Below are 24,993 nucleotides of genomic sequence, written 5' to 3' on the forward strand. Positions count from 1 at the left end.
GTCTCTTTTTTTTGAAAATGAAATATTTAAAAATCAAAAAAACACCTTTCGGAATTGAAATTTATTTTGCTTCATGATAACCGTTTAGGGTGTTTTATAAATGATGAGGTGAAAGCGTGAACGGTATTCTTCCATTATGGAAACCCAAGGGATTGACATCCCATGATTGTGTTTTTAAATTAAGAAAGATTTTAAAGACGAAAAAGGTTGGGCATACAGGTACTTTAGATCCCGATGTAACAGGGGTTTTACCTATTTGTATTGGCAGGGCAACTAAAATTGCTGAATATTTGACAGAAGCCGGCAAAGCGTATGAAGGGGAAGTGACCCTTGGTTTTTCAACGACAACTGAAGACGCAAGCGGTGAAAAAGTGGAAGAGAAAAAGGTTGAACAAGTGATTCCGCGTGAACGGATTCTAGAGATGCTCGAATCATTGACTGGGAAAATTGAACAGACTCCGCCAATGTTTTCGGCTGTTAAGGTAAACGGGAAGAAGTTATATGAATATGCTCGTGCAGGAGTAGAAGTGGAGAGGCCGACAAGAGAGGTCTCCATCTATGAAATTACCCTTCTCGATGATCGTTCTGAATTCAAAGGGGAAACCATTTCTTTCCGTTTTCGCGTCAAGTGCAGCAAAGGTACGTATATTCGGACACTTGCAGTTATGATGGGTGAAGAATTGGGGTTTCCTGCCCATATGTCAGATTTAACCCGTATTGAATCAGCAGGTTTTAAGCAAGAGGATTGTTTTACATTTGCTGAGGTGGAAGCATTCATGGAAACCGAACGAACTGATGGTTTTCTGTTGCCCTTGGAGCGGGGATTGTTTCATTTGCCCAAATTTCAGATTAGTGATAAAGTAGCAAAGAAAGTACTTAACGGTGCGGTATTGGAACAAACAGAGGATGTCATTGTTGAAAAAGGTAAGCCTTTTGTGATGGTCGACCCATCCGGTAAGGCAATTGCCATTTATCAAATACATCCGACAAAAGTGGGGTTAATTAAACCTGTAAAAGTATTGGCACAAGAATTATAGACCGTTTTACCGTCGGAAAGAGGAGATTGAAAGGTGAAAGTGATCGCAATAGAGCATCCTCATCAATTTAAATCGGATGATTTTCCTGAGCTTGTAATGGCGCTTGGATTTTTTGATGGTATACATAAAGGACATCAGATTGTTATTCAAACCGCCAAGCAAAAAGCCGATGAAATGAATCTTAAGTCAGCAGTCATGACATTTGACCCGCATCCTTCAGCAGTACTGGGGAGGAAAACGGAAAATATCCGCTATATTACTCCACTTGAAGATAAGGTGGATATCATAGAGTCGATGGAGATAGATTATTTATTCATAGTCCATTTCAGCAAGGAATTTGCTTCGGTACTGCCGGAACGGTTCGTTGACGAATACATTGCCGGGCTGAATGTCCGTCACGTCGTAGCAGGCTTTGATTATTCATACGGTCGCTATGGTCAAGGGTCAATGAAAGATTTGCCTGTTTACGCCCAAGGAAGGTTTTCGCAGACTGTCGTTGAAAAACAGACACTTGAAGATGAAAAGGTTAGTTCGACGAGAATCAGGGAAACTCTCGGTAATGGCAACTTTCCCGACTTTTATCATTTGGCTGGCCGGCGCTATTTAACGAAAGGGCATGTCATCCACGGTGAAAAACGGGGCAGGAAGTTGGGATTCCCCACCGCTAATATTGAAGTAAGTGACGATTATATCTTCCCTGCTGCAGGCGTATATGCCGTCAGGATCAAAATAAGCGGTAAATGGTATTGCGGAGTTTGCAATGTCGGTTACAAACCTACGTTCCACGAAGAAAAGCCTAAATACCCTACTGTGGAGGTCCATGCCTTGGAGTTCTCAGGAGATATTTATGGCGACCAGGTTTCGGTTGAATGGCATACAAGGCTTCGGAGTGAGCAGAAATTTTCCGGACTTGAAGCATTGGTCGCTCAGATTGAAACGGATAAGCAAAATGCAATAGTCTATTTTTCAAAACTGAAAGCATAAAAAGGGCAGTAATAGACAAGACTTGCAATTTTAATGAAAAACATGTATTCTATTGTATGTATGAAAATAACCATTGCTTGGCTAGTCGAGACTCCGACGCTGGCTCGGTAATAGGTGATTTTACAGAATTTTAGGAGGAATAATAACATGGCAATTACACAAGTACGCAAAAACGAACTTATCGCTGAGTTCAGAACTCACGATACTGACACTGGGTCTCCAGAAGTTCAAATCGCAGTTTTAACAGAAGAAATCAACAACTTGAACGGTCACTTACGCACACATAAAAAGGACCACCATTCACGTCGCGGTCTTCTTAAAATGGTAGGTAAACGTCGTAATCTTTTAACTTACCTACGTAACACAGACGTTACTCGTTACCGTACACTAATTAACAAATTAGGTCTACGTAGATAATTTTTTCAGGAAGGCGGGAAATTTCCCGCTTTTTTGATGTTAATCAAATGATTTGGACGTGTTCTACTTAAAGGCTGAGCCTTCGTCCTTGGGACTCGGCAGGAGCCGGGTCCTTTTCCATTTATAAATGATCAGGATATACATAATCAAATGAATGAAATTTTTATTCATTTTACTGTTAATGCTTGTTTTTTTCGTGCATAATAGGAATAGTTTGGTTTTAACTCGAGTTCAGTTACTTTCACATATAATGATTTAATCCAATACAGGTTTAGGTAAACTAAGCCTTTAAGTGAAGATTCAGAGAGGGGTTTAATAAATGGGACAGGAAAAACATACGTATTCATTTGACTGGGCCGGCCGTAATGTAACGGTAGAGATAGGGCAATTGGCCAAACAAGCGAACGGAGCAGTTTTAGTCCGTTATGGAGAAACTGCTGTATTAAGTACAGCAACAGCTTCGAAAGAGCCTAGAAATGTCGACTTCTTCCCTTTGACAGTCAACTACGAAGAAAGACTTTATGCAGTCGGCAAAATTCCAGGTGGCTTCATCAAACGTGAAGGCCGACCAAGTGAAAGGGCAATTCTTGCAAGCCGTTTAATTGATCGTCCAATCCGCCCGCTATTTGCTGATGGCTTCAGGAACGATGTTCAGATCATCAGCATGGTCATGAGTGTCGATCAAGATTGCTCTTCTGAAATGGCAGCGATGCTTGGATCATCCCTTGCACTTTCAGTTTCCGATATTCCATTCGAAGGGCCAATTGCTGGAGTTGTAGTAGGAAGAATCAATAATGAATTCATGATTAACCCTACTGTTGACCAACTTGCAAAAAGTGACATCAATTTGACGGTTGCCGGTACTAAAGATGCTATCAACATGGTTGAAGCCGGAGCTAATGAAGTACCAGAGGAAACCATGCTTGAAGCAATCATGTTTGGACATGATGAAATCAAGAAAATCATTGCATTCCAAGAGAAAATCGTTGCTGAAATCGGCAAGGAAAAAATGCAGATCGCTTTATATCAGGTGGATGCAGAGCTGGAAGCAGAAGTGAAAGGCCTATGTGAAGCCGACTTGAACAAAGCTGTACAAGTTCAGGAAAAACATGCTCGTGAAGACGCGATTAAAGAAGTGAAAGATCGTGTATTGGCTCATTATGAAGAAGAAACTGATGAAGCTAAATTAAAACAAATCAAAGAAATCCTGAATAAATTGGTCAAATCTGAAGTACGCCGTTTAATTACGGAAGAAAAAGTGCGTCCGGATGGCCGTAATCCTGACGAAATCAGACCATTATCATCAGAAGTTACCATTCTGCCCCGTACACATGGTTCTGGATTGTTCACACGCGGACAAACCCAAGCACTATCCATCTGTACTTTAGGTGCACTTGGTGATGTGCAGATTCTGGATGGGCTTGGAACCGAAGAGTCAAAACGTTTCATGCACCACTATAACTTCCCACATTTCAGTGTTGGTGAAACTGGTCCTATCCGTGGAGCAGGTCGCCGTGAAATTGGTCATGGTGCACTTGGTGAAAGAGCATTGGAACCTGTCATTCCAAACGATAAAGACTTCCCTTATACAATCAGACTTGTTTCAGAAGTGCTTGAATCAAACGGTTCAACTTCACAAGCAAGTATCTGTGCAAGCACTTTGGCGATGATGGATGCTGGTGTTCCATTGAAGGCTCCAGTTGCCGGTATTGCAATGGGCCTTGTCAAAACTGGTGAGCACTATACAATCTTAACGGATATTCAAGGTATGGAAGATCATCTTGGAGATATGGACTTTAAAGTCGCAGGTACCTCAAAAGGTGTTACTGCCCTACAAATGGACATTAAGATTGAAGGTCTATCAAGAGAGATCCTTGAAGAAGCTTTACTTCAAGCCAAACACGGCCGGATGCATATTTTGGAGTCAATGATGTCAACAATCAATCAACCGCGTGAGCAGTTATCCAAATATGCTCCTAAAATCGTTACAATGTCTATAAATCCGGATAAAATCCGTGATGTCATTGGACCGAGCGGAAAACATATCAATAAAATCATTGAAGAAACTGGCGTGAAAATCGACATCGAGCAAGATGGAACGGTATTCATATCTTCTACAGATGAACCAATGATTCAAAAAGCGAAGAAAATCATTGAGGATATCGTACGTGAAGTCGTAGTCGGCGAACTATACTTAGGTAAAGTGAAACGTATTGAAAAGTTCGGTGCTTTCGTTGAAATCTTCAATGGTAAAGACGGTTTGGTGCATATTTCCGAACTGGCTGAAGAAAGAGTCGGAAAAGTGGAAGATGTCGTTTCACTTGGCGATGAGTTATTGGTTAAAGTTACTGAGATTGATAAGCAAGGAAGGGTAAACCTTTCCCGTAAAGCGGTCCTGAAAGAGCAAAAAGAGGCAGCTAACCCTTCTCAATCGTAATAGAAATGAAATTCCGGCATGCGATTCTTTGTGAATCTGCATGCTTTTTTTTGTAAAAAGCATTGGGATAATACATAGCATGAATGGCATTAATAGTATGTCATGTTCTACCTTGTCCGTTTTCTTCATACATTTTGGTATGAAGGGGGCGTAAAAAATGAATAATAAATGGAAGCAGATAGTTGCGATAAGTGCCATTGCAGGTATATCATGGTTATTAGTGCAAAATCCATATACACAAATTTATTTGACCCAATTAACAGATCATTCAGTTGCTTCAATGAAGCAAGAAGATGAGCTTCTTTTACAAATAAAAGAATCAACAAAAAAATATGAGATTGCACCAGAGGATGCACGAATAGATTCGGTATGGAAAACCATTCCTGCATATAATGGCCTGAAAGTAAATATTGATGATTCGTATAAAGCCATGAAGAAGGAGGGTGTGTTCGATAAGGATAAGCTGGTATTTCAGCAGGTCCCTGCAAAGATACACTTAGAGGATCTGGATCCGGCTCCGATTTACCGGGCCCATCCCAAAAAGCCGGTGGTTTCATTTTTAATCAATGTGGCCTGGGGGAATGAATACTTACAAGATATGTTGGCTGTGCTGAAAGAGAATAATGTCAAGGCCACTTTTTTCCTTGAAGGTAATTGGACCAAGAAAAATCCAGATTTAGCCAAGATGATTAAGGGTGGCGGGCATGAAATAGGAAATCATTCTTATTCACATCCCGATATGAAAAACATATCCGCACAAGCTACACGTGAGGAAATTCGAAAAACGAACGAAGTCATTGAAGCGGTGACAGGTTCGAAGATGAAATGGTTCGCGCCACCAAGTGGCAGCTACCGGGATGAAACGGTGAAAATCGCGGATTCTTTCGGTCTGGAAACAGTCATGTGGAGTGTGGATACGATCGACTGGCAAAAACCAAGCCCTGAAGTCCTACAACAACGAGTGCTTTCTAAGGTACACCCAGGAGCATTTATTTTAATGCATCCGACGGAATCTACTGCAAAATCATTGGAAACGTTAATAATTGAAATAAAAAAGAAAGACCTGGATGTTGTTACCGTTTCGGAAGCTGTAGATGAAGAGCGATCGAATCCATAATGTTTTGGTTACGATAGCAGCATAGAATGATTGGGAGGAATGTTAGTTGATTAAGAAATACACGTGTCAAAATGGAGTTAGAATTGTATTGGAAAATATTCCAACAGTACGCTCAGCAGCAATTGGAGTATGGATCAAAACAGGTTCACGAAATGAAACACCTGAATTGAATGGGGTTTCACATTTCCTGGAGCATATGTTCTTTAAAGGGACAACTACGAGGAATGCGCGTGAAATTGCCGAGTCGTTCGATAGTATTGGCGGACAGGTAAATGCATTCACTTCAAAAGAGTATACATGCTATTATGCTAAAGTAATGGATAACCATGCAAGCTATGCGCTTGAAATACTTGCCGATATGTTCTTCAATTCAACATTTGATGGGGAAGAATTGAAAAAAGAAAAAAATGTAGTCTACGAAGAAATCAAAATGTACGAAGACACACCGGATGACATTGTCCATGACCTCTTAAGCAAGGCGGTTTATGAAAATCATCCTCTTGGCTATCCAATACTAGGGACGGAAAATACCCTTGAAACATTCAATAGTGATACATTGAAAAAATACGTCCATGATATGTATACACCTGATAAAGTAGTGGTTTCCATTGCGGGTAATGTGGATGAAAAATTGATTCAAGAGGTCGAAAGCTACTTTGGGTCGTATCAAGGTGGGGAAGATCGTCTTGAATTGGTGAAACCTTCCTTTCATCAAAATAGGATCACCCGTAAAAAAGAAACAGAACAAGCCCACTTATGCCTTGGTTACAAAGGATTGGAAATCGGCAATGATAAAACATACAGCTTAATTACCTTGAATAATATTCTTGGAGGAAGCATGAGTAGCCGCCTATTCCAGGACGTCAGGGAACAACGCGGCCTCGCCTATTCCGTGTACTCCTATCATTCCAGCTATCAAGATAGCGGTTTGGTGACAGTCTATGGGGGAACAGGCACAAATCAACTCGACAGCCTATATGAAACCATTCAGGAAACACTGGATACATTAAAGAGGGATGGCATTACAGAAAAGGAATTACGAAATAGTAAAGAACAGCTTAAAGGAAGCTTGATGCTCAGCCTTGAAAGCACGAATAGCCGGATGAGCCGAAACGGAAAAAATGAACTTATGTTGGGTGAGCACCGTTCCCTTGATGATATTATCATCAAAATTGACGAGGTGACAGAGGATACCGTCAATGAACTGGCAAACCAGATATTTACGGAACATTCCTTGTCATTAGTGAGCCCGTTGGAAAACTGGGACAAATAAAAACGAACAAGCCTGCACCTTCCCTTTTATTAATGGGAGGTCGGGCTTTTTTTATAATGGAAGGGCCGGGCCGGTGTTATGGACAATATTTGGATAAATGCCTTCTAAGTTTCCCTTTTTCGGATATAGATTGAATAGAAGGTGAAAAAGGGGGAGCTATAATTGAGATTGAGCGAACTGAGCGGTAAGGAAATAGTCGATGTGAATAGGGCGGAAAGATTGGGAATCCTTGGTCAGACGGATTTGGAAATAGATGAAACTGGACAAATTACCACGTTGATCATCCCTTCTGTCAAATGGTTCGGCCTTTTAAGGAATGGCAGTGAAATAAGAGTGCCATGGGAACATATAAAAAAAATCGGATCGGATATGGTCATCATTGATTTTCAGGAAGGACTTTCACTTAAAGATGGAGAGCAAATGGACGGGTGAAGACCTCACACACCATTCTCCTTGGAATGTCTGGATATGGTCTCTCGAAAACGCCTTAGCTGGCAATGGCTAAGGCGTTTTTTCTTTTCTTATCACCGTTTTTTAAGTGAAAACATAAGATGGCAGGGTAACTAGAGAATGTAGCAAAAACCGAGTTGCTTCTTGAGGGAAGTTTATCATGAGGCGGGGAATGTTTAGGATCTTTTATATAAAGAAGGTGACGGTTTTAATGCTCACAGGCATGCAAATCGCTGTAATTGGTGGAGATGCGCGTCAGCTTGAAGTTGTCCGTAAACTGACGGAGCTTGATGCGAAGCTATTATTGGTAGGGTTTGAACAGCTCGACCATGCTTTTACCGGTGCGGTTAAGGAAAAAATGAAAGATATAAATTTCAACGAAATTGATTCAGTTATTTTACCTGTCCGGGGCACGGATTCAGATGGAAAAGTGGAAACGATCTTTTCCAGTGAAGAGGTTGTTTTGACTGAAGAAATGATAAAAAAGACCCCGGCACATTGCATTTTTTATGCAGGAATCAGTAACGATTACCTCAATGGGATATTTAAGAAAGCGGATCGTAAGCTTGTGCTATTGTTCGAACGTGATGATGTGGCTATTTATAATTCCATTCCCACTGTAGAGGGTGCGATCATGATGGCCATTCAACATACGGATTTTACTATCCATGGATCGAATGTAGCCGTTCTTGGGCTGGGAAGGGTCGGTATGAGTGTAGCCCGGTCATTCCAGGCCCTTGGAGCAAAAGTGAAGGTGGGGGCAAGAAAAAGCGAAGATATTGCGAGGATCAGTGAAATGGCACTAACCCCTTTTCATTTAAATGATCTTGCTGAAGAAATGAAAAATGTTGATATATGTATTAATACGATTCCTTTTCCGATAATTACCGCAAGAGTTATATCCAATATGCCCGTTCATACATTAATCATCGACCTTGCTTCAAAACCAGGGGGGACGGATTTTCGTTACGCTGAAAAAAGGGGAATTAAAGCGCTGTTGGCACCGAGCCTACCGGGTATAGTTGCCCCGAAAACGGCTGGTCAGATATTAGCAAATGCACTGGGACTATTGATTCAAGGCGAGTTTATGAAAAGGAAGGGGAAAAAACTATGAGTCTCCAAGGGAAACGGATCGGTTTCGGATTAACAGGATCACATTGCACATATGATGAAGTATTTCCTGAAATAGAAAAACTTGTAAATGAAGGGGCGGAAGTCATTCCAATCGTAACATCGACTGTACAGAACACGGAAACCCGTTTTGGAAAGGGCGAGGACTGGATCGAAAGGATTGAAACATTGACGGGGAATCATGTCGTTGATACAATCGTCAAAGCAGAGCCATTAGGGCCTAGATTGCCACTTGATTGCATGGTAATCGCTCCTTTAACGGGTAACTCAATGAGTAAAATGGCAAATGCTCTTACCGATTCGCCTGTACTTATGGCTGCAAAAGCGACGATGAGAAATCACCGTCCAGTTGTGGTCGCTATATCAACGAATGATGCACTTGGGTTAAATGGTGTCAATCTAATGAGGCTGATGGCAGCAAAAGATATTTATTTTGTTCCATATGGCCAGGATAATCCAATAGGAAAGCCAAGTTCCATGGTTGCAAGGATGAGTATGATAAGGGATACGATCGTTGCGGCACTGGAAAGGGAACAGGTTCAACCGGTCATCGTCGAAAGGTTCAAGGATGATTTAGACTAAAACAAGTTTTCAGGCACGCTCCCGCTTTCACATATATGCATAATTTTGTAGTGTAAAGTTATAAAAAACCACTCCACTACCAGAATATTTTGTTAAAGTCCGACCCTTTGGAATGTTAATGTGATAAAATAAATGATATTCTGAACAAGAAGAGTAAATCCAACTATAAACTAATTTTAAGAGATAGAAAAGGAGTATGTATAAATGACTGAGACACAGGGATTGCGTATTGCAGTTGTGGGAGCAACTGGAGCAGTAGGACAACAAATGATTTCAACACTCGAACAAAGGGACTTACCGATTAAGAAAATCATCTTTTTATCATCGGCTCGTTCCGCTGGAATCAAACTTAAGTTTAAGGGCGAAGAAATCGAAGTGCAGGAAGCAAAACCTGAAAGCTTTGAAGGCATCGATATCGCATTATTCAGTGCTGGAGGAAGCGTGTCTAAGGAATTGGCTCCAGAAGCAGTGAAACGCGGAGCAATAGTAGTGGATAACACCAGCGCGTTCCGCATGGATGAAAATGTGCCGCTAGTCGTGCCTGAAGTAAACGCTGAAGACTTGAAACTGCATAATGGGATCATTGCGAACCCGAATTGTTCAACTATCCAAATGGTTGTGGCATTAGAACCTATCCGCCAGACATACGGATTATCAAAAGTTGTCGTCTCTACCTATCAGGCTGTTTCGGGTGCAGGGGCTGCAGCGATAAATGAATTAAAAGAACAAGCTCGCAACTTGCTTGATGAAAAAGAAATAGATCCGAAAATTTTACCGGTGAAGGGGGACGAAAAGCATTATCAAATCGCTTTTAACGTCATTCCCCAAATCGATAAATTCCAAGAAAATGGTTACACATTCGAAGAGATGAAAATGATCAATGAAACAAAGAAAATCATGCATATGCATGACCTTCCAGTAGCTGCAACATGCGTAAGGCTTCCTGTTGTAACAGGTCATTCAGAATCTGTTTACATTGAAGTTGAAAAAGAAGGCGTAGCGGCTTCTCAAATCAAAGATTTAATGAGGATGGCGCCTGGAATAGTGTTAGAAGATGAACCGGAACAACAAATTTACCCAACGCCTGCTTCATCCGTCGGCAAGAATGATGTATTCGTCGGTCGGATCCGCAAAGATTTGGATGAAGATAAAGGCTTCCATTTATGGGTGGTTTCCGATAATCTATTAAAAGGAGCAGCTTGGAATTCTGTTCAAATTGCTGAAAGCCTTTTGAAATTAGGTTTAGTTACAGTTAAGGATTAATTTATTCTTAACGAACTTGAAAATTAATTTCCTATAGGATAGAGAGTTTTTGTCAGCTTCCCTAATCGGGAAGCTGGCTTATATTTGGGGTGCATATTATGAAAATTATCGTCCAGAAATACGGTGGGACATCCGTTCGTGATGAGAAAAGCCGTTCATTTGCAAAAGGGCATATTGAAAATGCGATCAAAGAAGGGTATAAAGTGGTGGTTGTGGTTTCAGCAATGGGAAGAAAAGGCGATCCCTATGCAACGGATACCTTACTTTCTTTAGTAAATGGAGCAAAAGCCAGCCTTTCAAAACGAGAACAGGATTTACTTATGTCAGTAGGGGAAACGATATCTTCTGTCGTGTTTACGAACATGCTGTTGGAACACGGTATTGAAGCCGTCGCCTATACTGGAGCTCAAGCGGGGTTCTTGACGAATTCCGACTATTCTAGTGCGAAAATAATCGAAATGAAATGTGACCGTCTCATGAAAGAACTGGAAGTGAAGGATGTTGTCGTTGTAGCAGGATTCCAGGGAGCAGCTAAAAATGGGGATATCACCACCATTGGTCGTGGTGGAAGTGACACTTCAGCTGCTGCATTAGGTGCGGCTTTGCAAGCTGAGCGGGTCGATATTTATACGGATGTGGAAGGAATCATGACGGCAGATCCACGTATTGCCGATCAAGCTCGTCCATTATCAATCGTTTCATATACGGAAGTTTGCAATATGGCATATCAAGGGGCGAAAGTGATTCATCCGCGAGCTGTTGAAATTGCCATGCAGGCCAAAGTCCCGATTCGGATAAGGTCAACATACAGCGAAGGTTTGGGAACACTTGTTACAAGTGTGAACAAGGAAAGCCAGGGTAGTGACATACGTGAAAGGCTTGTAACCGGGATTGCCCATGTTCCAAAAATCACTCAAATCAAGGTGCGTGCAAAAAAAGATCAATACAATCTACAAGCAGAAGTTTTTAAAGCAATGGCCAATGCCTCCATTTCAGTGGATTTTATAAATATTTATCCAAGTGGCGTGGTTTATACAGTTTCGGAAGAGATGACAGAACTGGCCCTCTCGATTTTGGCCGAGCTTGGTCATGAACCGGTCATTGAACGAAATTGTGCCAAAGTTTCCGTAGTCGGTGCAGGCATCAACGGAGTACCAGGCGTTGCAGCGAAGATTGTCACAGCGCTTTCCGAGAAGGAAATTGCCATACTTCAGTCTGCAGACAGCCATACGACTATTTGGGTACTCGTAAAAGAAGAAGATTTAATTGAAGCTGTTAATTCACTGCACGATGCATTTCAACTGCATGAAGTCCACTAATCATGGTTTTTTAATAAATAAAGGTTTTAAAAAATAAAGAGGTGTTAGATGATGATATTTGGTAGAGTATCAACCGCAATGGTCACCCCTTTTGATAGCAAGGGAAATGTAGATTTTCAAAAGACGACTACATTGGTTAATTACTTATTGACGAATGGAACGGATTCACTTGTGCTATCGGGAACAACAGGGGAATCTCCAACTTTATCTTCGGAGGAGAAAATCGCATTATTGCGTCATGTTTCTAAGGTGGTTGAAAAACGTGTGCCCATCATCATGGGTACAGGGAGCAACAATACGTATGCTTCCATTGAGTTGACAAAAAAAGCAGAACAAAATGGCGCCGATGCAATTATGCTGGTGGCCCCGTATTATAGTAAAACGAATCAAGAAGGTCTGTACCAGCATTTTAAAGCTATTGCAGCCAGCACCACTCTCCCTGTAATGATATATAATATCCCTGGGCGTGCTTCGGTTAACATTGAACCGGAAACGATCATCCGCCTTGCACAAATTCCTAATATCGTAGCCGTGAAGGAAGCAAGCGGGGATTTAAACGCTATGTCTCAAATCATAGCAGGAACGGATGATGATTTTGCATTATACAGTGGAGACGACGCTTTAACACTCCCTGTACTAGCGATTGGTGGTGTGGGTGTAGTTTCGGTTGCTTCACATATTGCTGGTAATGAGTTGCAGAAAATAGTGGAGGCTTTCATCAGTGGTAACCTGAAAGAGGCGGCTCAGCTGCATCAGGAACTGTTACCGCTTATTAAAGGTTTGTTTGCAGCGCCAAGCCCGGCACCTGTCAAAACAGCTCTTCAGTTATATGGAATAGACGTTGGATCGGTCAGACTTCCAATCGTGCCATTGACGGAGCAGGAGCGCCTTGCCTTAACTTCGATATTAAAAAAATAAAAATACACGGAACAAGCTGATCGTTGAAGATTGGCTTGTTTTTACATAAAGATGTATTTGAAATAGGATATATTTTCCGCATTTTGGTTGAATATTGTGATTTCCTCCAAAATTCGATCGAAAGAGGATAAAACCATTCGAATAGTACATGGGATGAATGTCCCATACATACTTGCAAAGTTTTATTAATGAATAAAAGAAAAAGTCCCTCTGAAAATGGTAAGTGTTGTCATGTTTTTTGAACATCAGTTATAATGAAATCATTGGGAAATTATGAACGGGATTTTTTAAGGAGGATATTCGATTGGGTAAAGATAAAAATAATGGGATAAAAGTCATTTCTCTTGGAGGACAAGGGGAACTTGGTAAAAATATGTACGTCGTTGAGGTGAATGAGGACATCTATCTTCTTGATGCAGGGTTAATGCTGCCAGAAGAGGAAATGCTGGGAATCGATGCGGTTATTCCTGATATATCATATTTGATGGATAATAAGGAACGGGTGCAGGGGATATTCATTACACATGGTCATGAAGACCATATGGGAGCTCTTGCTTATGTTTTGAAATACTTACCGGTTCCTGTTTATGGAACAAAGCTTACACTTGCTTTAATCAAAACCAAATTAAAGGAAGATGGCTTTAACGGCAGGGCAACATTTACTGAAATCGATTCCGATTCTCTTTTAAGTTTCCCTCAAGCAGCCGTGTCTTTTTTCCGGACTAACCATAGTATCCCTGATTCTGTCGGAGTCGTGATCCACACGCGTGAAGGTGCAATCGTATATACAGGGGATTTCAAATTCGACCAAGCGGCGACCGGTCTTTATAAACCCGAAATCGGTAAAATGGCTAGTATAGGTGAAGAAGGTGTCCTATGCTTGCTTTCGGATAGTACGGGTGCTGAGAGGCCAGGTTACACGCCATCAGAAGCAGTTGTGGCCAGAGATATTACAGAGGCTTTCCTTGCTGCCTCCGGAAGGATCATCGTTGCGTGCTTCGCTTCTAACATCAACCGGATTCAGCATGTCTTCAATGCAGCGTCTGCAAGTCGCAGGAAAGTTGCAGTGGTAGGAAAAAGTCTGCAACGCGTTTATGAAACAGCCTTGAATCTTGGCTACCTGAAGGTCGAAGAAGAGCTGATCATCCCAATTAATGAAATTAGCCAGTATGACGACCGTGAAATCGTCGTGTTATCGACAGGTCATCAGGGGGAGCCAATTGCAGCCCTTCAAAAAATGGCAAAACAGACTCATAAGCAGGTATCGATCAAAAAGGGAGACACAGTTCTAATCAGTGCATCACCACTTCAGGGCGGCGAACTTATCTTATCAAAAACCGTCGATTTGCTGTACAGGGTAGGTGCGGAAGTGGTATCTGCTAATAAATATAAAGTGCACGTAACGGGGCACGGCAGCCAGGAAGAACTGAAAATGATGATCAATTTGATGAATCCTAAATTCTTTATCCCAGTACATGGGGAATACCGCCAATTATATGCCCATCAAAAAGTTGGGATTGCCGCGGGGATTAAACGGGAAAACATCATAATTGCCGAAAAAGGTGATGTCATCGAACTAAAGGGCAATAAAATGGGTCTATCCGGCAAAGTTTCTGCAGGAAATATCTTGATAGATGGCAGTGGTGTTGGAGATGTTGGTAATATCGTTCTTCGTGATCGTCGCTTGTTATCCCAGGATGGCATTTTGATTGTAGTCGTCACATTGAACCGTCAGGATAAAAGCATTGCAGCAGGACCTGAAATCATTACAAGGGGATTCGTTTATGTACGCGAATCAGAAAAAATGATTGGGGAAGCAACTGAAATAGTAAGTGAAATCGTGAAAAAAAATGGATCGCGCCAACCCTTCGATTGGTCCACTTTGAAGCAGGAAATGCGTGATGCATTGAACCAATTCTTCTATGAAAAAACGAAACGCCGTCCAATGATTTTACCAATCATCATGGAATATTAAGTAAAGAACTCCTGATTCGAGCAGTCAGGGGTTCTTTTTTTCGATTCAAACCTCTTATATCTTGAAGAATGAAGTCCGAGACTCGAGACATAATAAAGCTATAGGCTAAGAAGAAAGGGGTTGGCATAGTGGATAATGCACCATTACCAAATGAAAACGAAGGCCGGCAGGAAGGTAAGAATTCAACTTTAGTCGAAAAGATCCAGCAGCTGGGGGCTACTAATGTCCCGCAACTATCTCAGGACTCAAAAATCCATTGCTTAACAATCATTGGACAAATTGAAGGACATATGCAGCTGCCGCCTCAAAATAAAACGACCAAATATGAACATGTTATTCCACAAATTGTGGCAATTGAACAAAATCCCAATATTGAGGGGCTTCTTGTCATTTTAAATACAGTTGGAGGAGATGTCGAAGCGGGACTGGCCATCGCAGAGATGCTGGCTTCACTGTCCAAGCCGTCTGTCTCGATTGTGCTTGGGGGAGGTCATTCAATCGGTGTGCCGATTGCAGTTTCGTGTGATCATTCCTATATAGCAGAAACAGCAACGATGACGATTCATCCCATTCGTTTGACAGGTCTAGTCATTGGCGTACCTCAAACCTTTGAATACTTGGATAAAATGCAGGAAAGAGTCATTAAGTTTGTTACGAGGCATTCCAATGTTACGGAAGAAAGTTTTAAGGATTTAATGTTTGCTAAAGGAAATTTAACCCGTGATATAGGCACGAATGTAATCGGGGCCGAGGCAGTTGAAATAGGTATGATCGATGATGTAGGAGGAGTGGGCCAGGCCATGAGAAAACTAAATAGCTTCATGGATGAAAGAAGGCCAAAAATAGCTGGGGAAGGGGAGGGGCTTCTGCAATGACGCTTTATACGATCGTTCCTGATGATGTCATTTTCCCTCATCACCATGAAAAGACGGCAAACTTAATAGAAATGATTTATAATGGTGTACATGTTATGGTTGAACATGACGGTGGACGCACGTTTCGCATTGATCGAATTGTGAGCACGGATCCAGAAGATTATATGAATGTACACATTCAGCCGGGAGCTGTCATCAATGTGTTCGAACATATGAGTACCTAGTAAAAACGACTAACTGAGGTAAATTATGATATACTGGAATGAAAATCAGCAGCCGCTTGGCTGCTTTATTCATTATACGGGCAAATTGTCAGCCTTAAGAAGAAATGGTACATATATCAAGGACAGGGACAAATTTATTTGGTATAATCAATAAGCGAACGTTTGTTTCGTGAAGGGAAATCATGTTGTGATGTTGAATAGGAAAGTTAGAATAGTTTCATGAAGAATCAGGTGATATTATGGCAAAGAAGAAACGCAGAAAAAAGAAAAGTACAGAGAAGTTAAAAATAACGCTTAAATATGAATTGATCGGCCTCACTTTAATAGGGTTGGCCATCATTGGCATTGCCAAGCTAGGAGCAGTTGGAAAAGGGACGGTCTTTTTAATCCGCTTTTTCATGGGGGAATGGTATATCCTCTTTTTGTTGGGAGCGATTGCAGCTGGGTTCTATTTGATGATAAGGAGGGAAGTCCCTTTCCTGTTGAAACGGCAATTCATCGGGATGTACTTCCTTGTCGCGAGCATGCTCTTACTAAGTCATGTGACGCTGTTTAACATGCTTGCAGATGGAGGCCCGTTTACGAAGCCCAGCGTCATTTCGAATACATGGGAACTATTTTGGATGGAAGTGACCGGCAAGGCCAGCACAAAGGACCTCGGGGGCGGTATGATTGGAGCGATATTATTCGCTTCCTCATACTTTTTATTCGACGAAGCTGGATCGAAAATCATCTCATTCCTTTTTATCATTGTAGGTGCTGTATTATTGACCGGGAAAACTTTAGGTGAAACCCTCGGGAAGTTTTTTATGGGTCTTGGCGGTTTTTTCAGTAAGCAATGGTCTGAATTCAGTGATGATATGAAAACGTGGAATGAAGACAAAAAAGAAAAGAAAAAAAACCCCGTAAAAAAGAAGAAACGAGAAAAAGATCCGGAGGAAGAAACGGATCAGCCCCTTCATCAAGAAGAGGAGACACAGCAAATGGCGACGGAACGGATCATTTCCAGCTTTGCTGATAAAGCCTATAGCGACGAAACTGAAGTAATTCAGGTTGCGACGGAACCTGCAGCTGAAAGTGCAGAAGAGCAGGAAGATGCCGTTCCGCCTATGAATTTTACTGAAGTGGAAAATAAAGAATATCTTTTACCGCCGCTTTCATTATTATTACAGCCCAAAAAAACGGACCAAAGCGGAGAGTACCAATTGATCCATGAAAATGCGGCAAAGCTTGAACGGACATTTCATAGCTTTGGAGTGAAAGCGAGGGTCACTCAAGTGCATTTAGGCCCAGCCGTAACCAAATATGAAGTGCATCCGGATGTAGGGGTGAAGGTAAGTAAGATTGTCAGCCTTTCCGATGACTTAGCCCTTGCACTGGCCGCAAAGGATATTAGGATCGAAGCGCCGATTCCCGGTAAATCGGCTATAGGAATTGAAGTTCCTAACTCAGAAGTGGCGATGGTGTCATTAAGGGAAGTGTTGGAGGCCAAAGAAGTTGACAAGCCTGATGCAAAACTGCAAATAGGCCTAGGGCGAAATATTTCTGGTGAAGCGGTTAAGGCGGAGCTTAATAAAATGCCGCATTTACTAGTAGCTGGAGCTACGGGCAGCGGAAAATCCGTTTGTATCAACGGAATTATCACGAGTATCTTGATGAGGGCAAAACCGCATGAAGTGAAAATGATGATGATCGATCCAAAAATGGTGGAGCTTAATGTCTATAATGGAATTCCCCACTTACTCGCACCTGTAGTGACAAATCCAAAGAAAGCTGCACAGGCCTTGCAAAAAGTAGTCAGTGAAATGGAAAGGCGCTATGAGCTATTTTCACATTCTGGTACGCGTAATATTGAAGGTTACAACGATTATATTAACCGATATAACATTGAAGAAGATGCAAAGCAACCGCTCCTGCCCTATATCGTAGTCATTGTCGATGAGCTGGCAGATTTGATGATGGTCGCCTCGAATGATGTTGAGGATGCCATAACACGGCTTGCGCAAATGGCACGGGCTGCAGGCATCCATTTGATAATAGCCACTCAGCGGCCTTCCGTAGATGTTATTACAGGGGTCATTAAAGCGAACATCCCATCTCGGATTGCTTTTAGTGTCTCATCAATGACCGATTCGAGAACGATCCTGGACATGGGCGGTGCCGAAAAACTGTTAGGGCGGGGTGACATGCTCTTCCTGCCTGCAGGAGCTTCTAAACCCGTTCGCGTCCAAGGGGCCTTTTTATCCGACAATGAAGTCGAGGAAGTTGTCACATATGTCATTTCACAACAAAAAGCACAATATAACGAAGAGATGATCCCGGATGAAATTGCAGAAACTTCAAATGGTGAAGTCGAAGATAGTTTATACGGGGATGCCGTGTCCTTGATCATAGAAATGCAGACCGCATCCGTTTCCATGCTGCAGCGCCGTTTCCGGATTGGCTACACGCGGGCAGCAAGATTGATTGATGAAATGGAAACGAGGGGAATTGTCGGGCCATATGAAGGCAGTAAGCCACGAAATGTATTGGTCACTAAAGATGAACAGGATGAAGCGCATTTATCATAGGAAAAAAAACCGGGCGGCTGCCCGGTTTTTTAATTCTTCATCGCCTCATCTAAATGTTTAAGACAGAAGTCGTAAATCATCGCTTCTTCATCTTCCTCTAAATCGAATTCGAGTGCGGCTTCGTTCCCTTTTTCAAAAATATCATATTTAATCAGCTTGCCTATTTGTTCTTCCACTACAAAAAGTACCCGGATATATAAACCATTTTCCGAAAAGAGCTCATCCTCTTCCGGCACTTCAATATCCAAGAACAACTCGTAACGCTCCCCGGATAAAATTCCGAATGGATCATTCAATTTTTCAATCGTGTATTCTGTAATCTTTAACATCATGTGTACATCCCTTCAAAGAAGATAAATCTTATTATACAGGAAAACGGTGCCTTGAAAAGAAAGCTGGCTGCATTCATCTTGCATTTTCAAAAAAAAAAAAATATCTGATTTAGGAGAATAATCGTACAACTTTCGCGGCCATCCCTAGACGGAAAGACACAGAGGAGGGTAATTTATCCTAAATTCTTTTAAAGTAAATAGTAAAACACTATTTATTTATATCAAAAAAAATGTTATATTATTTTCGATTAGTAGGAATGATTCAACATCAGAGGTCTGATGTCTTAAGAAATTAGCTGGGGGAAACTGTATGTCAATAAAATCAGATAGTCGACATTTATATTTGCAGGTCATTGATTACCTGAAGCAGGATATTGAAGCAGGAGTCTATCAGGAAAATGAAAAATTCCCTTCAGAATTCGATCTTGCAAAAAAATTGGGAGTGAGTAGGGCGACACTTCGAGAAGCGCTGCGAATTTTAGAAGAAGAAAACGTTATCATTCGCCGCCATGGAGTTGGGACCTTTGTCAATCCAAAACCTCGCTTCACTTCAGGTATCGAGCAATTAAAAAGTGTCACGAACATGATTGAAGAGGCAGGAATGAAGCCGGGTACGATTTTCTTAAGCTCGACGACCCAAGAAGCTACAGAAGAGGATATACAAAGGTTTTCTTGTTCACCAGATGAACGCATCGTCATCATTGAACGTGTAAGGACAGCGAATGGCGAACCAGTTGTCTACTGTGTTGACAAAATTCCTGAATCAATACTATCAGAAAATTTTGACCGTAATGATGAGTCTCTTTTTGATATTTTGGAAAGAGATGCGAATCGAAAAATTACGCATGCCGTAGCAGAGATTGAGCCTATTGGATATCATGAGAAAGTTTCTCCTATCCTTAAATGTTCGCCAGAAGCCGCACTCCTCGTTCTAAAGCAGATGCATCTGGATGATTGGGACCAGCCTATCCTGTATTCTGTTAACTACTTTAAAGCCAATATGTTCAGTTTTCATGTCCTTCGTAAACGTGTGTAGTCCTTTTAGTCTGCATACGGTGAATGCAAGCGTTTGTTCGATTCCTTAAAAGTCGGTCAAACGCATGCAAAAAAATTTTTCAAGAGAAGTGAAAACGCCAACATGAATGACTTTTCAGAACATTCCTGCTCAAAAAACTATGTATTTTAGGGGGATAAAAATTTGAAAAAGCGCAAATTAGGCCTAGCTCTTTCACTTGTTCTTGCAGCTGGAACGCTACTAGGAGCATGTGGTAATTCAGAGAATGATGATAAAAAATCTTCAAATGGAAAAGACAAAAAAGATAACTTCACAGTATCGATGGTAACCGATATTGGTGGTATCGATGACAAATCCTTCAACCAATCTGCTTGGGAAGGCCTTCAGGCGTTTGGAAAAGACAATGGATTGGAAAAAGGAAAAGACGGCTATAATTACCTTCAGTCAAAATCAGATTCCGAGTATACGACGAACCTAAATACTCTTGTTAAAGAAGATTACAATCTTATCTACGCTATTGGCTATGCATTAGCCGAATCTGTTGATGAAGTAGCAACACAGCGTCCTAAATCTCATTTTGCGATCGTTGATAGTGTTGTTAAACAAGATAACGTAGCAAGCATCGTTTTTAAAGAACAGCAAGGTTCATTCCTAGTAGGTGTTATTGCTGGCTTGCAGACAAAATCGGATAAAGTTGGCTTCATCGGTGGTGTGGATTCTAAACTAATTAAGAAATTTGAAGTAGGCTTTAAAGCTGGTGTTCTCTCTGTTAATCCTAATGCAAAAATTACAGCACAATATGCAGGATCGTTTGGTGATGCGGCAAAAGGACAACAAATGGCCAACAACATGTATTCTTCAGGAATTGATATCATTTACCAAGCAGCTGGCGGAACTGGAAACGGCGTCTTCACATCTGCTAAGGAATTGAAGAAAAAAGATCCTAAAAAAGACATTTGGGTTATCGGGGTAGACCGTGACCAAAAAGAAGAAGGCGCATTGAAAGTCAATGGCAAGGACTACAATGTCACTTTGACTTCCATGGTAAAACGAGTGGATGTAGCAGTACAAGATTTAGCGAAAAAGACAAAAGAGGGTAACTTCCCTGGTGGAGAAACCATTGAATATGGTCTTGAAGAAAACGGAATCATGATTTCAAAATCTCAAGAAAATGTAACCAAGGAATCATTAAAAGCGGTTGAAGAATATGTTGAAAAAATTAAATCTGGTGAACAAAAAACTCCTGGAACAGAAAAAGAGTTGAAGGAATTAGGATTTAAATAATTAAGCATAACATGATAAGGAGAGAAGAAGGCCTGTCAAAGGCCTTCAAATCCTTTTCATACTGAAAAAAAAGCCGAATGAAAGACTATGAAAAAGTTTGTAGTTTTTCATTTGGTTTTTTATAAAAGAAAACCAATTAATGAGAACTATTAGGAATTTATCATATCTCCTAGTTAGGTATCAGAATCCTCATTTCTATAGGAGTTGATTATACGTGGAACATGTAATTGAGATGCTTAATATACGCAAAGAATTTCCTGGTATTATTGCAAATGATAATATAACCCTTCAAGTGAAAAAAGGGGAAATTCACGCATTGCTAGGTGAAAATGGAGCTGGTAAATCCACGCTCATGAATGTGCTTTTCGGATTATATCAACCAGAACAGGGCGAAATCCGAGTAAATGAGCAGATTGTTCAGATTACAAGTCCGAATGTTGCCAATGACCTCGGAATTGGGATGGTGCATCAGCATTTTATGCTGATTGATCCATTTACAGTTACCGAAAATATCATTCTAGGAAAAGAACCATCGAAATATGGAAAAGTTAATGTAAAGGGAGCGAGTGAAGAGGTAAGGGAACTTTCTGAACGATATCATTTAAGCGTAGATCCAGATGCGAAAATTGCGGATATATCGGTGGGGATGCAACAAAGAGTAGAGATTTTGAAAACCTTGTACCGTGGTGCTGAAATTCTGATTTTTGATGAACCTACTGCGGTTTTGACACCCCAGGAAATAAAAGAGTTAATAACAATTATGAAAGCTCTTATTAAAGAAGGAAAGTCGATTATCCTGATTACACATAAGTTAAAAGAAATTATGGAAGTTTGCGACCGAGTCACGGTTATTAGAAAAGGTAAAGGTATAGGTACAGTGAACGTAAAGGATACAAATCCTGATGAACTAGCCAGTTTAATGGTTGGACGGGATGTGGTTTTTAAAACAGATAAATCGGTAGCAATTCCGCAAGAAGTCGTTTTAGAAGTGAAGAATCTGGAAGTGAAGGATTCCCGTGGTGTATCAGCTGTTCATAACCTTGACCTATCAGTTCGTGCCGGTGAAATTATCGGTATTGCCGGAGTGGATGGGAACGGACAATCTGAACTTATCGAAGCACTTACAGGATTGAAGAAAGTGGCTTCAGGTACTATAACATTAAACGGAAAACAAATACAAAATATGAAACCGCGTAAAATCACCGAATCTGGAGTAGGACATATACCTGAAGACCGTCATAAACATGGTCTTGTCCTTGATTTCAGCATTGGGGAAAATATCGTGCTACAAACTTATTATCAAGAGCCTTTTTCAACAGGAGGCATTTTACATTCGAAGAAAATATTCGAAAAAGCTCGTACTATCATAAAAGAATATGATGTCAGGACCCCTAATGAATATACACCGGCACGGGCACTATCAGGCGGTAATCAGCAAAAGGCAATTATCGGTCGTGAAGTCGACCGGAATCCTGATTTACTAATTGCAGCACAGCCCACACGTGGATTGGATGTTGGTGCAATCGAGTTCATCCACCGTCGATTGATTGAACAGCGTGATGCGGGGAAAGCTGTACTTCTCATATCTTTTGAATTAGATGAAATAATGAATGTCAGTGATCGAATCGCTGTTATTTATGAAGGGGAAATCGTTGCAATAGTTGATCCTAAAGAAACAACAGAACAGGAATTGGGATTATTAATGGCTGGAAGTAAGCGTTCGGAAGCAGGTGAAAGAGAGAATGTCTAAATATTTTTATAAATTAACGAGTCCATTATTTGCTGTCATACTCGGATTGCTCGCCGGTGCCATTATCATGTTGGTCAGTGGGTATAATCCGGTTGAAGGTTATGGAGCAATGTTAGCGGGAATCCTAGGTGATTCCTACTATGCTGGAGAAACCTTAAGGACGATCATTCCTTATATTCTTGCTGGTTTAGCCGTTGCCTTCGCCTTTAGGACAGGACTGTTCAATATTGGAGTAGAGGGTCAATTAATTGTAGGTTGGCTTGCAGCGGTTTGGGTCGGTGTAGCTTTTGATCTTCCTAAGATCATTCACTTACCATTAGCAGTGCTTGCTGGTGCTGCAGCTGGGTCTCTATGGGCTTTTATTCCTGGGTATTTGAAAGCTAAATTCCGTGTGCACGAAGTAATTGTATCCATCATGCTTAATTACACTGCTTTATATGTAACGAATTATTTAATTCAAAATGTTATTTCTGATAACCAGGACAAAACTGAACGGATTGCTGAAACAGCATCTCTTCGTTCTCCATTTTTTGAGAGTTTAACAGACTTCTCCCGTCTTCACTGGGGAATCTTTATAGCGATCATTTGTGTATTCATCATGTGGTTCATCCTGGAAAAAACAAAAACCGGTTTCGAATTAAAAGCTGTTGGGTTTAATCAGCAGGCTTCGGAATATTCGGGTATGAGCGTAAACAAAAATATTATTCTATCTATGGCCATTTCTGGTGCGTTTGCAGGACTTGCTGGAGCTATGGAAGGCTTAGGCACTTTCGGCTATGCAGCCATTAAAGGTGGATTCACGGGAATCGGCTTTGACGGGATTGCGGTCGCCTTACTAGGAGGCAACTCAGCGATTGGGGTCGTGTTAGCCGCTTTCTTGTTCGGTGGTCTTAAAGCAGGGGCAATCAATATGCCATTGGAGACCGGGATTCCAAGTGAAATTGTTGATATTGTCATAGCATTAATCATATTCTTTGTTGCATCAAGTTATTTTATACGTTGGATCGTGCAACGCTTTAAGAAGGGGGCGAAATAAGTGGACTTTTATCAAGTGTTACAAATCATCATTCCGTCCATGATTGCTTACGCTGCCCCGCTGATTTTCACTGCGCTTGGTGGTGTGTTTTCTGAACGATCTGGTGTTATCAATATAGGGTTAGAAGGGTTAATGGTAATTGGGGCTTTCACAGGAATCGTTTTTAACTTAATGTATGCAGATGTATTTGGAGTTTGGACACCATGGCTATCCGTTGTTGTCGCCATGCTTGCTTCCCTGCTATTTTCAGCTCTTCATGCAGTGGCATCGATAACATTCCGAGCGGACCAAACGGTAAGTGGGGTTGCTATTAACTTACTGGCGGTTGGACTCACATTATTTCTAGTAAAGAAGATTTATGATAAAGGGCAGACGGATATAATTACGGAGACTTTCCCGAGGATAGATATTCCCTTGTTAAGTGATATTCCTTTTATTGGTCCAATCTTCTTCTCAAATGGTTACTATATTGCATATCTTGCCATTATCGTTGCAATTATCGTTTGGTATATCATTTTTAAAACTCCATTCGGACTTCGTCTCCGGGCTGTAGGGGAACATCCGATGGCTTCGGATACAATGGGCGTAAATGTAACGAAGATCCGTTATCAGGCTGTCCTTCTTTCAGGAGCTTTTGCTGGTATCGGAGGAGCAATCCACGCGACTTTATTTGCGAATGATTTCAGTCATACGACAATAAATGGGCAAGGTTTCATGGCCATTGCCGCAATGATCTTTGGTAAATGGAATCCACTTGGGGCCATGGGAGCTGCGTTATTCTTTGGTTTGGCACAAAGTTTAAGCATTGTCGGATCCAGTCTGCCATTCATAAAAGATATACCATCCGTTTTCTTATTAATTATGCCATATGTTCTGACGATCATTGCACTAACAGGTTTCATTGGACGTGCAGATGCTCCGAAAGCATCCGGACAGCCATACATCAAAGGGAAAAGATAAGTTATCTTAACCGGTCAGCAAACTGTGCTGGCCGGTTTTTCTCT

At 41.3% G+C, this 24,993-nt stretch carries 22 protein-coding genes; 21 read left to right on the forward strand and 1 reads right to left on the reverse strand.

Translation table 11 applies throughout. From position 1 onward, the window contains the following. Positions 1–116: 116 nt before the first annotated feature. The 16 genes from truB to N9I19_RS01680 all read left to right on the forward strand — a co-directional run bounded on the left by truB (position 117) and on the right by N9I19_RS01680 (position 18,572). Positions 117–1,037 (forward strand): tRNA pseudouridine(55) synthase TruB, encoded by a 921-nt coding sequence (gene truB / locus N9I19_RS01605; protein WP_284471257.1) that lies wholly within the window; start codon positions 117–119, stop codon positions 1,035–1,037. A gap of 33 nt (positions 1,038–1,070) precedes the next feature. Further along, positions 1,071–2,021: a bifunctional riboflavin kinase/FAD synthetase gene (gene ribF / locus N9I19_RS01610; protein ID WP_317776819.1), complete on the forward strand. Its 951-nt coding sequence runs from the start codon at positions 1,071–1,073 to the stop codon at positions 2,019–2,021. A gap of 147 nt (positions 2,022–2,168) precedes the next feature. After that, a complete protein-coding gene (rpsO, locus tag N9I19_RS01615; protein WP_061462448.1) occupies positions 2,169–2,438 on the forward strand; it encodes a 30S ribosomal protein S15 in 270 nt (89 codons plus the stop codon). Between the two features lie 319 nt (positions 2,439–2,757). Beyond that, positions 2,758–4,875 carry a polyribonucleotide nucleotidyltransferase gene (gene pnp / locus N9I19_RS01620; RefSeq protein ID WP_061462449.1) on the forward strand — a complete coding sequence of 706 codons (2,118 nt, stop codon included), beginning with the start codon at positions 2,758–2,760 and terminating at the stop codon, positions 4,873–4,875. Positions 4,876–5,032: 157 nt separating this feature from the next. After that, a complete protein-coding gene (locus tag N9I19_RS01625; protein WP_061462450.1) occupies positions 5,033–5,992 on the forward strand; it encodes a polysaccharide deacetylase family protein in 960 nt (319 codons plus the stop codon). 46 nt (positions 5,993–6,038) lie between these two features. After that, positions 6,039–7,265 (forward strand): M16 family metallopeptidase, encoded by a 1,227-nt coding sequence (locus N9I19_RS01630; protein WP_089364987.1) that lies wholly within the window; start codon positions 6,039–6,041, stop codon positions 7,263–7,265. 162 nt (positions 7,266–7,427) lie between these two features. Further along, entirely contained in the window at positions 7,428–7,697 is a 270-nt protein-coding gene (locus N9I19_RS01635; RefSeq protein WP_061462452.1) for a YlmC/YmxH family sporulation protein, read from the forward strand. A 229-nt stretch (positions 7,698–7,926) separates the two neighbouring features. After that, entirely contained in the window at positions 7,927–8,829 is a 903-nt protein-coding gene (gene dpaA, locus N9I19_RS01640) for a dipicolinic acid synthetase subunit A (RefSeq protein WP_089364991.1), read from the forward strand. Next, positions 8,826–9,428 (forward strand): dipicolinate synthase subunit B, encoded by a 603-nt coding sequence (locus N9I19_RS01645; RefSeq protein WP_125161963.1) that lies wholly within the window; start codon positions 8,826–8,828, stop codon positions 9,426–9,428. Before dpaA ends, N9I19_RS01645 begins: the two co-directional genes overlap by 4 nt. A 204-nt stretch (positions 9,429–9,632) precedes the next feature. Further along, positions 9,633–10,691 carry an aspartate-semialdehyde dehydrogenase gene (gene asd / locus N9I19_RS01650; protein WP_061462455.1) on the forward strand — a complete coding sequence of 353 codons (1,059 nt, stop codon included), beginning with the start codon at positions 9,633–9,635 and terminating at the stop codon, positions 10,689–10,691. 98 nt (positions 10,692–10,789) lie between these two features. Continuing rightward, positions 10,790–12,010, forward strand: coding sequence for an aspartate kinase (gene dapG, locus N9I19_RS01655; protein ID WP_317776822.1), 1,221 nt, complete (start codon positions 10,790–10,792; stop codon positions 12,008–12,010). A gap of 48 nt (positions 12,011–12,058) precedes the next feature. Then, positions 12,059–12,928: a 4-hydroxy-tetrahydrodipicolinate synthase gene (gene dapA, locus N9I19_RS01660; RefSeq protein WP_061462457.1), complete on the forward strand. Its 870-nt coding sequence runs from the start codon at positions 12,059–12,061 to the stop codon at positions 12,926–12,928. A 304-nt stretch (positions 12,929–13,232) separates the two neighbouring features. Further along, entirely contained in the window at positions 13,233–14,903 is a 1,671-nt protein-coding gene (locus N9I19_RS01665) for a ribonuclease J (RefSeq protein WP_317776823.1), read from the forward strand. A gap of 128 nt (positions 14,904–15,031) precedes the next feature. Beyond that, on the forward strand, positions 15,032–15,778 hold the full coding sequence (locus N9I19_RS01670; RefSeq protein WP_061462459.1) for a ClpP family protease: 747 nt from the start codon (positions 15,032–15,034) through the stop codon (positions 15,776–15,778). Further along, the gene (locus N9I19_RS01675) at positions 15,775–16,002 is read left to right on the forward strand and encodes a YlzJ-like family protein (RefSeq protein WP_061462460.1); all 228 of its coding nucleotides are present in this window, start codon (positions 15,775–15,777) and stop codon (positions 16,000–16,002) included. Before N9I19_RS01670 ends, N9I19_RS01675 begins: the two co-directional genes overlap by 4 nt. A gap of 239 nt (positions 16,003–16,241) precedes the next feature. Further along, positions 16,242–18,572 (forward strand): DNA translocase FtsK, encoded by a 2,331-nt coding sequence (locus N9I19_RS01680; protein ID WP_317776824.1) that lies wholly within the window; start codon positions 16,242–16,244, stop codon positions 18,570–18,572. Positions 18,573–18,601: 29 nt separating this feature from the next. Here N9I19_RS01680 and N9I19_RS01685 read toward each other — a convergent pair whose 3' ends face one another. Then, on the reverse strand, positions 18,602–18,901 hold the full coding sequence (locus N9I19_RS01685; protein ID WP_317776825.1) for a DUF6509 family protein: 300 nt from the start codon (positions 18,899–18,901) through the stop codon (positions 18,602–18,604). Between the two features lie 313 nt (positions 18,902–19,214). Here N9I19_RS01685 and N9I19_RS01690 point away from each other — a divergent pair, with 313 nt between their 5' ends. From N9I19_RS01690 to N9I19_RS01710, 5 genes are all read left to right on the forward strand, one after another. After that, entirely contained in the window at positions 19,215–19,940 is a 726-nt protein-coding gene (locus tag N9I19_RS01690; RefSeq protein ID WP_061462463.1) for a GntR family transcriptional regulator, read from the forward strand. 162 nt (positions 19,941–20,102) lie between these two features. After that, positions 20,103–21,203 (forward strand): BMP family lipoprotein, encoded by a 1,101-nt coding sequence (locus N9I19_RS01695; RefSeq protein ID WP_089364407.1) that lies wholly within the window; start codon positions 20,103–20,105, stop codon positions 21,201–21,203. Positions 21,204–21,417: 214 nt separating this feature from the next. Then, on the forward strand, positions 21,418–22,953 hold the full coding sequence (locus tag N9I19_RS01700) for an ABC transporter ATP-binding protein (RefSeq protein ID WP_317776826.1): 1,536 nt from the start codon (positions 21,418–21,420) through the stop codon (positions 22,951–22,953). Beyond that, positions 22,946–23,989 carry an ABC transporter permease gene (locus tag N9I19_RS01705; RefSeq protein ID WP_317776827.1) on the forward strand — a complete coding sequence of 348 codons (1,044 nt, stop codon included), beginning with the start codon at positions 22,946–22,948 and terminating at the stop codon, positions 23,987–23,989. The genes N9I19_RS01700 and N9I19_RS01705 overlap by 8 nt, the downstream gene beginning before the upstream one ends. Beyond that, entirely contained in the window at positions 23,990–24,949 is a 960-nt protein-coding gene (locus N9I19_RS01710; protein WP_089364410.1) for an ABC transporter permease, read from the forward strand. Positions 24,950–24,993 lie beyond the last annotated feature (44 nt).

The organism is Peribacillus sp. CSMR9, from assembly GCF_033141925.1.
GTDB classification, from domain to species: domain Bacteria; phylum Bacillota; class Bacilli; order Bacillales; family DSM-1321; genus Peribacillus; species Peribacillus simplex_A.